Annotated in this window: 11 protein-coding genes; 1 reads left to right on the forward strand and 10 read right to left on the reverse strand. The window is 32.3% G+C overall.

The annotated features are described in order from the left end of the window. The coding region (locus tag HHX25_RS20875) for a transposase (protein WP_240964251.1) at window positions 1-837 on the forward strand (837 nt) is incomplete at its 5' end. A gap of 123 nt (window positions 838-960) precedes the next feature. Here HHX25_RS20875 and HHX25_RS20880 read toward each other — a convergent pair. The 10 genes from HHX25_RS20880 to HHX25_RS20925 form a co-directional block, all read right to left on the reverse strand. Continuing rightward, window positions 961-1,419 carry a DinB family protein gene (locus HHX25_RS20880; RefSeq protein WP_169677366.1) on the reverse strand — a complete coding sequence of 153 codons (459 nt, stop codon included), beginning with the start codon at window positions 1,417-1,419 and terminating at the stop codon, window positions 961-963. A gap of 5 nt (window positions 1,420-1,424) precedes the next feature. Continuing rightward, entirely contained in the window at window positions 1,425-1,775 is a 351-nt protein-coding gene (locus HHX25_RS20885; protein ID WP_169677367.1) for a nuclear transport factor 2 family protein, read from the reverse strand. Between the two features lie 3 nt (window positions 1,776-1,778). Then, window positions 1,779-2,351, reverse strand: a complete 573-nt coding sequence (locus tag HHX25_RS20890) for a TetR/AcrR family transcriptional regulator (RefSeq protein ID WP_169677368.1) — start codon at window positions 2,349-2,351, stop codon at window positions 1,779-1,781. A 128-nt stretch (window positions 2,352-2,479) separates the two neighbouring features. After that, the gene (locus tag HHX25_RS20895) at window positions 2,480-3,388 is read right to left on the reverse strand and encodes an alpha/beta hydrolase (protein WP_169677369.1); all 909 of its coding nucleotides are present in this window, start codon (window positions 3,386-3,388) and stop codon (window positions 2,480-2,482) included. A gap of 201 nt (window positions 3,389-3,589) precedes the next feature. Then, window positions 3,590-4,156: a hypothetical protein gene (locus HHX25_RS20900; protein ID WP_169677370.1), complete on the reverse strand. Its 567-nt coding sequence runs from the start codon at window positions 4,154-4,156 to the stop codon at window positions 3,590-3,592. Window positions 4,157-4,545: 389 nt separating this feature from the next. Next, window positions 4,546-5,358: a TraB/GumN family protein gene (locus HHX25_RS20905; RefSeq protein WP_169677371.1), complete on the reverse strand. Its 813-nt coding sequence runs from the start codon at window positions 5,356-5,358 to the stop codon at window positions 4,546-4,548. A gap of 279 nt (window positions 5,359-5,637) precedes the next feature. Further along, on the reverse strand, window positions 5,638-6,081 hold the full coding sequence (locus tag HHX25_RS20910; RefSeq protein ID WP_169677372.1) for a hypothetical protein: 444 nt from the start codon (window positions 6,079-6,081) through the stop codon (window positions 5,638-5,640). 82 nt (window positions 6,082-6,163) lie between these two features. Beyond that, the gene (locus HHX25_RS20915) at window positions 6,164-7,195 is read right to left on the reverse strand and encodes a hypothetical protein (RefSeq protein WP_169677373.1); all 1,032 of its coding nucleotides are present in this window, start codon (window positions 7,193-7,195) and stop codon (window positions 6,164-6,166) included. A 115-nt stretch (window positions 7,196-7,310) separates the two neighbouring features. Further along, entirely contained in the window at window positions 7,311-7,625 is a 315-nt protein-coding gene (locus HHX25_RS20920; protein ID WP_169677374.1) for a helix-turn-helix domain-containing protein, read from the reverse strand. A gap of 250 nt (window positions 7,626-7,875) precedes the next feature. Beyond that, window positions 7,876-8,871 carry an IS110 family RNA-guided transposase gene (locus HHX25_RS20925; RefSeq protein WP_169670953.1) on the reverse strand — a complete coding sequence of 332 codons (996 nt, stop codon included), beginning with the start codon at window positions 8,869-8,871 and terminating at the stop codon, window positions 7,876-7,878. Between the last annotated feature and the right edge of the window lie 273 nt (window positions 8,872-9,144).

Genomic DNA, 9,144 nt, shown 5'->3' on the forward strand with positions numbered 1-9,144 from the left:
CCTACCGACCCCGATGCCAGGATCAGTGTCAAACCTGGTAAGGCGAGAAAACTAAATTACCTGAGCCAGCTTAGTGTGGATACAGCTCACCATGTAATCACGGATATTCAGGCCTATCATGCCGAGGGAAAGGACAATCAATATTTAGAAGATATTAGTAACCGATTAAAAAAACGATTGCATGGCCAAGGGCTGATATGGCGAAATTGTTTAGCAGATACAGGTTATAGCAGTGGCGAGAACTATGCTTTTTTAGAGTCAGAGGGTTTACGAAGTTTTATACCTCCCCATGGGACTTACAAGGGTGGTCCAGATGGATTTACATATGATAAGTCACAAGATTATTACACCTGTCCACAAGGCAAAATCATTCCCTTTAAAAAAGAGTTTATAGAGAAAAAGAACAATACTAGGAAAAAGGAATATAGGGCATCAAAGCGGGTTTGTATAGGTTGTCCCATTCGCTCCGAATGTTTAGGTAAATCGGCACAGGAAAAGAAATTTACAGTGACGTTTTATCGAGCGGAGTATGAGCGTAACAATGTTCGTGTAAACAGCTCGGAGGGGCGTTATATGAAAAGTAAACGTCAAAGTACGGTAGAACCGGTATTTGGTACCCTTACCCAATTTATGGGGCTTAGAAAGATAAATACCATTGGTATTGCACAGGCCAATAAGGTGATGCATCTATCGGCTATGGCATATAACCTTAAAAAATATTTGAAATTTATTGGTAAAACCGTGAAAAGTGATGCCCAAGGGATGCATCATTTTGTTTTAGAGTTAAAAGCCTCAATATCACTTCAGATAAGACCTTTAACAGCTTTGAATATTTAGTGGAAAAAAATGCCTTTAAAAACAAAAGCCCTTTAGAAAGGAGCTTTTGAATTCAATTCTACGATTTTTTAATGCTTTGTGCAACGATTACCTTTGTTACCTGCTGGCTTTATTTTATTTGTTTCACTTGTTGTTCCAATTCCACAGTCCAAAATTTACCGATTTGTCTATTGGTAAATCATTCCTAGTTATTGTTGCTATTATTTGACCTCGGTGATGTGATTCGTGAGCAATCATTTGAGAAAAAAAGGCAACAGGATGTGGTTTGTAACCTCTAATACTTTCTTGTTCGAATATTTTAGATAAGGTTTCTTTCATTTTCTGTGCAGATTTTTGCAATGCTTCTTCGAGTTTCTTTTTGTCTTTCGCATACTTCTTATCCAACTTCAAATCAATCTTTTCATTCACTTTCCCTATCCAAAATGAACGAATATTATTGATGTGTAGAAATTGTTCGCTAATGCTACGCCCTGTACCATTTAACTTCTTCGACAACCATTCAGTATCAATATGGTCGAGTAGGTACAGGGTAACTTTATTATTCAAGTCCCAAGAGTTTAGTAAGTCTGCTTTGATGTCCATAAATTTTATCCCTGTTTAAAGAAACCTGTTATTTGTTTCAATTTACCATTTTCATAGACTGCATAGTCTGTACCGTTACCAACAACTTCATTTTCGGTATTGACCATATTCCAATGTGATAAACTTTTATCGTGATGAAATTGGAAGTCTGTAATAACAAAAGAGGCTCCTACAAATTCTTTTTGGAATTGTGACATATAATCCGATAATTGTTCGCTACCTTTTAATTCAATATTCGGATCACGATATTCAAAATCTTCGGTCATAATCTCTTTTAGTTTGTCAGTACGTTTTACAGAGTCATCATTATTCCAACTTGCTCTGTAGGTTTCCCATATTTGATTGATTTTATCCATTTTTTATTTTTTCAATGAGTGCATAATTGTTTCCATAATTGAATAGCCCGAAGTTTTTGTGCTCTTTGAAGTAGTTAAAATTCCAAAAAATGTAGTATGTATTGTTTTTGTTAACAATTTTGAGTCTATGCTATCAATTAGCTCTTGGTTTAGTTGAGCTTCTCGAACGGTTGGTTCAATAACATTCAAGAACTTATCGAATTGCTCTGACGTTGTTGAAGCCACACTTACGTTCAACGTTCCTAATTCAGACATTGTGTTATTTACAAAGCATCCCATATGATTGGTTTCCGTTTGTGCTTCCAACATTTTCTTATATAGAGCAAGTAACCTGTCAAACGGTTTTTGCTTATTATCTGATAGTTGATTTTGCAAATACTCTGCTATGAAATTGCCATAGTTTTCGATAGTAGTTAACAGAAATTGCTCTTTGCTTTTGAACGAATTGTAAAAAGCACCTTTGGTCATTCCTGTTTTTCGACAAATTTCATCTACTCCCAAGTTATGATAACCCTTTGTCCAAAAGAGTTCCATACCTTTCTTAATTACTTCTTCTTTATTGTGTTTGTAATTCACAGTGTAAATATAAATAAACAGACCGTTCGGTACAAATTATATATCTAATAATTTTTGAGCAAACGTTCTTTCAGCTTGCAGATAAGGGACTGTATAAAAAGTCGTTTATACCATGTTGTAGCCCATTTTTATTCACTATAATTTTCCATTATTAATCGATATTGTTTATCCAATATTTCAGGAGTAATACCATGCCCTGTGTTTTCAATTAAGTCGAAAGATTTAGTTTTCAGCTTGATTGTATTATAATATGGCTTATTTATCTCTTTTGGGCATAAAATATCATTTTCTCCTTGATATAGGTGAATGGGAATTTTTAAATTTTGACCAATAGTAGTCAAATCAATGTTTTCACACATCCCCTTTATTCTAAGCTTTTGGTCGCCAATAAGACTGAAAAATGAATAATCATCGCCTTCCGCACGAGCTTTTTGGTCATTATCATTCTTATATGATTCGCTTATTTGATAAAAATTTTTAGGTATTGGGGCGGATAATTCCCTTTCATACTTTTTTATGATTCTAAAGAGTTTGCCCGCTGTTTGTCCATTTGGGTAAGGTGGTTTTCCTAAGGATTCGAGCTTTTCAAGGGTCACACTATCTTGACGTTGTTCTGTCAGTTGTCGAACTCTATTGAAACCAAACGATAAACTTTGCTGTAAATTGACAATTTGAGATGTTCCAATATAACAACGGAATAAATCAGGTCTATTGGCAGCCATTTTAGTAGCCAAAACTGTACCCCACGAATCACCAATCAGAATCACTTTTTTTTGATTCAAATATTGAGTTAAGAATTCTGTCAATTCAATTCCATCCTTAACCATTTGGTTAAGGGTAAGATGATTTAAAATTAAAAAATCTTTTGTAAGTTGTTGAGGACTGTTTTTTTTATAGGATCTTCCTGAACCTCTTTGATCCCAATTGACTATTGTGAAATTTTTGAACCATTTTTGGAAAATATTATCGGAATAAGGACTCATTGGACTTCCAGGTCCACCATGAATGAATAAAACAATAGGGTTTTGCCTATCCATTCCTTTGTATGGTTACCCATTGTTCAATTCCACCTATCCTATAGTATTTTTCTTCTTGGATGCTTTTTTGTGAACGACAATTAGTAAATAGCAAAAGGGTTATAATAGTTGAATATAAATATATCATTTTTTTCAAAATTGGCTACAACGGTTTGTGTATAGTGCGTGCTTTGCATGCACTATACACCATGTTAACTACTTTTAATTTTCCTTCAATGGATGTTTATATCCTGAATACTTTTCCATTTCATTCATCACTTCAACCTCCTTATATCCAACTTCAGGATCAGTCATGTTAATTGTCCCGAAAAACATCTCGTCTTCATGCCAGTAGGATAAACACCATTGATTCGATTCGTCAAATATCACTACATCATCAGCAAAGAAAAGTGATTCACAATTTTTTATGACCATTTTCCAAGTCATTATTAAAGACCCATTTCCATAATTAGGTAAAACATAAACCCATTTTGAAAATGCAATCCCTCTGTTGAAAAGCCATTTTTTAATTTTCTGTTCGTCTTCACCTACAGATATTTTTTCAACGTATTTAAAATTCTTTTTTTCAAATGGTTCCCACATTGGACCAGTATGATATTTTGAAGCTTCAAAATATTTGTAGAGGAAATCAGATGCTTCTTTATCTAAAAATTTAATTTGATCTTTAAACTCATCAGATAATGAATCGAAATCTTCTGGCGAGCCAAGACAAGTCCAAACATTTGGTCTTTCTATCTCGTGTTCTTTTATGTTACTGAAATCGATCATCTAATTGTAGTTAACAATTGAATAAATGCAATATTGCGTTTATTTCCTAATATTTCTGGATAAACATAATAAAGGTGCGTTTATTTTTATTATATATAACCCAAATATAAGAAATATCAACTCTTAAAAATCGATAATTTCGAAGAGCTTGAAAGCTTAAAACTTTGCAGAACTGCCACCAGTTAAAAACTGGCGGTAGCGAGAGCGATTTAGTGGTTGAGAAATATTCATAGCGGATTTTTTTCAGCTTGTTGCCAATATTTCAGCTATGAGTGGTTGTGTGGGTTAGCACTTTACTTTACAAGTAAACACCAAGTTGAAAATCTTTGCGGGTTTTCAGAAGTAGACGATAACAAACTATTACTCATAGCCATAGTTGGTAGCTGTATTTAGTATTCGTAAAATTCTTTTATAGTGAAATTCAATTCTTCTTCTTTAGGCTTAATTAAAGAATTTAAATAATACCTGTGAAAATAACCATTCAATACGATTATTTTCTTGCCATGATATTCTCTAACAAAGTGTAAAATATTTTTAGACATTGTATGGTTTCTTATATCCCAAAATTCTGATGCCCTTTTGAAACCTTCAAAAAAACTAATGCTATCACCATCACTTTTAACGTAATATGTGTCAAGAAAAATTGGATATTCAGACATGATGCCCAAAAGCTCTTTATAATGACGTTTTTGTCTGATTTCAGCAATTTTATCTGTTTCAGGATTATTAAAGGCTCGAGCACCTAAATAGGCAAATGAATTAAGGTCATCATTTGCTTCAAGAAAGTTTTGATATACTCTATTGTCCAACGAGTTCAGCTGATTATTTTTATAAAGGCTGTCCAATAATTCTAACGCTTTGCTATCTGTTGGTCGAGACCCAATTTTTATCCTGTACTCGTTTCTTCCTGTGAATTCGTATGGTCTTACATCCACATCAAAGCTGTTCATATACTTTAAAGTGGCAATATTTTCATTACTTTCCCAAGTTTTCTTAAAGTCAAAATCTTTGGTAAAGAATGAAGAGTCCACTTCGAAAAGTATTAAATCTGGCTTAATCTTTACCAAGATGTTGTAAAGGCTATCAGGTGTAAAATTTTCGACAGGCTGATGAACAGTTCCAAGAAGTACCAATTCAGTTCTTTTAGTTGTACAACTGCAAAAAAGCAAGCCAATAAAAATAAATTCTAAAAATTTTTTCATTCGAATAGATTTTCAATATTGCTACAACAATTAAATAAGCGCAATAAATTGCGTTTATTCCTTAATATTTCCAGATAAACGGAATGAAGTGTGTATATTTCTTATATGCACAAACCAAATATAAGAAATATCAACTCTTAAAAATCGATAACTTCCAAGAGCTTGAAAGCTTAAAACTTTGCAGAACTGCCACCAGTTAAAAACTGGCGGTAGCGGGGGGGCTAGCTTGGGTTGTATGATGTTTTTTAAATATTTCAGATAGAAATAGGTTAAATATGGTCAAGCTGGTTTATCGATAATTTTGAAGCAATCAATTTCTGCTACATGATGATAATACAACTTCTTTATTTGGTTAAAAGCTTTTTTATTATTGTTTGCAATTTCATTTAGTGTTTTAATTAATGGATCATCCTCAGATTTTTTGTCTGAATAGAGAGAAGATATCTTTATTTCAAAAGTGCTTCTAACACTATACCGTAATACACTTGTTACGTAGTCGAAGTCATCGTGTTCAATAACTTCCTTATAGGCTGCATCAAAATTATAACCATCACGGATAGTACAGCCATATATATTTAAATAAGAATCGTAAATCAACCTTTCTTCTTCTAAACCAGAAGGACTAGTATCAAATACACAGAAAACAACATCGGGTTTATCTTTATAACTAATTACCCTTAAAAGAGTGCCTTCTATTTGCTTTACAACTTTAGATTTTTCCATTTATAATTGATATTAATGTCTCACAATATTCCTTGTATGTTGCGTTTGCTTCCCAAAGGGAGCTATAAATTGTTGTAGCCAGTTACTTTATTTCGTTCATATTAGTCAGATAGATTTTATTCTCTTCAAGAAATCCAATATTCAAGCCAAAACTTGTGATATAATTTCGTTTGTTCAACTCTTGGTTTTCTTCGTTTATGAACTTAATCTTTTTAGTTTTCTTTAATTTATTCCCTTTAATCTCAAATAGGATAAAATTATTTCCATCATATCCATCAGCCATAAGCACTTTATTGTCAAAAATGTTTAAAGAACTTGAACCTCCAATATTAGTATTCCAAAACTTAATTTGTTTTGAGTTATCAAGTTTGACAAGCGGAAATTCTGTGTAATAGTAAAACCAAATGTTGTTGTCAGAATCTATATTCATTGCATAACAATCTGCCATATGGTCAAGCCCGTCAATTGGTTCGAATTCCCAAATTTTCTGTCCATCCTTATTCCAACATATTAGTCCAGATGTTCCAATTGGCTGGTTCCATCCATAATTTCCAAATATTCCTTCGTCAAAATAGGAAGTCCATATATTACCGTCATTGTCAATTTGAACATCTTGAATTCCATCCCCAGCAATAAAGTCTCTTAATAATTCCCCTTTAAGATTATAAATCCGAGCATTTTTATCTATTTCATTTTCATTTTTGTATCTACTACGTCCGCAAATAAGCAGAATTTCTTTTGCTGGCAAGAAATTCACGTTATGAAAATTGTAATACTCATCTTTTATTAAAGTTCTAAATATTTCATTTCCTTTTAAGTCAAAACGGATAAATGTATAGTCTTTAGGTTTGTCAGATTTTATTACCGCAAACATTCCATTTTCAGTTCTGTATTGAAGTGCAGAATGAATTATCAATGCATTAATTCCATTCTTATCAACTGAAACAGATATAATTTCATCTTCGCTCTCAAGTTTTTCTGAAAGGTTAATTATCGGTTGAACTTTAAATGATTTTGTTCCAAATACCATTTCACTATTTTCAGCTTTCTTATTTTCTTTATTTTGACAAGAAACCAAAATGATTAGAATCAAAGTTAATTTTAAAATTTGCATACTTCTCGGATTTCTATAATTGGCTACAACAATTATATAAACACTATAAAGTGTGTTTATTTCTTACATATACAAACCAAATGTAAAAAATATCTTTTACGGCTTGATACATACTTTAAAGCGGTATATCTACCCCATATTTTTTTTCAAACTCTTCAAAAAGATCTTTTAAAGAATATCTTTCATACCTACATATATTATAAATCGTTGTCATTGGAATATCATAGCCTTCTGAACTTTTTAGTTTACTAAGTGTAGAAGAAGATAATCCACACGAGCTTGCATATTTATTCTGCGAAATCACATTTCTATCTTGGTCATGAAATGTTTGCAAAAACTTATTACTAATAAAGTTACACAAATATTTATTTACTAAAGCATTTGCTTTGTTTAATTCATCTTTGCTTTTTTTATTCTTGCTCTTACTCATTAGTATATACAATTCACTCAAATCAAGTGAATAATCAAAAATTAACTGTTCGCGTTAGCGAATGATTGCTTTTTTTTATATATTAGCTTCTTAAATACATATTTTTGCAATTCTTCTTTTAAAATATAGAAGCAATTGCTTTGAATCTCGCCGTTGAAAACTGGTAATTTTTGGAACGAGATGATAAGCAGATAAGCTCACGTATTCTATGATTAAAACAAATTTTTACCGATAAATTTATTAGTTTATTTCAAGCAGCATATTTTTTAATATCTACATAAGGGGTTCCTCTTTGTACTACTGCAAAAACTCTGGCCAATAATTTATTTCTTATCACATTTATTGTGCTCCTTCTATTTTTACCTTCTTCGACTTTCTGCTCATAATATAATTTCATTTCAATATTATGTTGGATGGCTGTTTTAGCACACATATCCAGCAAACTCTTTATCTTTTTATTGGCATAGTGGCTTATCCTTGTCCTCTTTCGAATACTACTTCCTGAAGAATATGGAAATGGGGCTATTCCGCAATATGAAGCAAATTTCCGAGCATTCTTAAACTTCGTAAAACCGTTGGTATGAACGATTAAAAACAAAGCAGTTTGAGCACCTATACCTTTAATGCTGGTTATCAGTCTGTAATGCTCTTTTAGTTTAGAGCTACTATCAATGATATTCTTCATTTGACCTTCTATAGCTTTAATCTCAATTGACAAATATCGGATCAATTTCTTATGGGATTGAAAGAAAATCCTGTTTTCAACTCTACAAAACAGCCTCTGGTATTCTCCCAATGAATTTTTATAGCCTGCTCTGTGCTTTACCATTCGGTCACGAAGTGATAGTAGCCGTTTTAATTTATTAATTGCATTAGTAGGCATTTGAAACAGAGTAATTTCATCCCTGAGCCTATATGCATATAAGGCTATTTTAGTGGCATCTATTTTATCGTTCTTACCTCGGACTATTCCCAAAGACTTTTTTATTTCCAGTCCAGAGATCACTGCAAAGGAAATATTGTCTTCGGACAAAAACACGGACAACCCATGTGAATACAGTCCTGTATGTTCAAAAACAAATATCGTTTCCGTGTTTAAATAACGTGTGTTCTTTCTCACCCATTTCAGCATTTTTCCATATCCTTTCAATGTGTTTTCAAAAACGTTGAACGCCTGACTACTATGAATCCTTACATCCAAAGTCAATTTACTAATGTCGATCCCTACCGTTTCTTTAATTTTCATAATTTTATGTTTTAAGTTAATGGTTACATTGACTAAAACCTTTAATAGGTAAACGCTATGATTCTATTTGGTCCTTTGTAACCAGTTTTAAAGAACGGAGACTAATACGTGAGATAGTTCTTGTTTACTAACGGGCGTGCAAGTTCACTCCGTTCTTTTTACTACCCTTAAAATTAATAACAATTTTAAAGGGTAAGAGTCTTCCCCAGACCCCATCTTTTTAACATAATTATAAATCCCTTTTTTAATCTTTAATAAAAACAAATCTAAAGG

It is taken from the genome of Flavivirga algicola (genome assembly GCF_012910715.1).
Taxonomy (GTDB): Bacteria; Bacteroidota; Bacteroidia; order Flavobacteriales; family Flavobacteriaceae; genus Flavivirga; species Flavivirga algicola.

What these genes read in the sequence shown, in the direction of transcription:
- HHX25_RS20880 (WP_169677366.1), bottom strand. Translation starts at nt 1,419, where the DNA reads ATGGACATCAAAGCAGACTTACTAAACTCTTGGGACTTGAATAATAAA.
- HHX25_RS20885 (WP_169677367.1), bottom strand. Translation starts at nt 1,775, where the DNA reads ATGGATAAAATCAATCAAATATGGGAAACCTACAGAGCAAGTTGGAAT.
- HHX25_RS20895 (WP_169677369.1), bottom strand. Translation starts at nt 3,388, where the DNA reads ATGGATAGGCAAAACCCTATTGTTTTATTCATTCATGGTGGACCTGGA.
- HHX25_RS20900 (WP_169677370.1), bottom strand. Translation starts at nt 4,156, where the DNA reads ATGATCGATTTCAGTAACATAAAAGAACACGAGATAGAAAGACCAAAT.
- HHX25_RS20905 (WP_169677371.1), bottom strand. Translation starts at nt 5,358, where the DNA reads ATGAAAAAATTTTTAGAATTTATTTTTATTGGCTTGCTTTTTTGCAGT.
- HHX25_RS20910 (WP_169677372.1), bottom strand. Translation starts at nt 6,081, where the DNA reads ATGGAAAAATCTAAAGTTGTAAAGCAAATAGAAGGCACTCTTTTAAGG.
- HHX25_RS20915 (WP_169677373.1), bottom strand. Translation starts at nt 7,195, where the DNA reads ATGCAAATTTTAAAATTAACTTTGATTCTAATCATTTTGGTTTCTTGT.
- HHX25_RS20920 (WP_169677374.1), bottom strand. Translation starts at nt 7,625, where the DNA reads ATGAGTAAGAGCAAGAATAAAAAAAGCAAAGATGAATTAAACAAAGCA.
- HHX25_RS20925 (WP_169670953.1), bottom strand. Translation starts at nt 8,871, where the DNA reads ATGAAAATTAAAGAAACGGTAGGGATCGACATTAGTAAATTGACTTTG.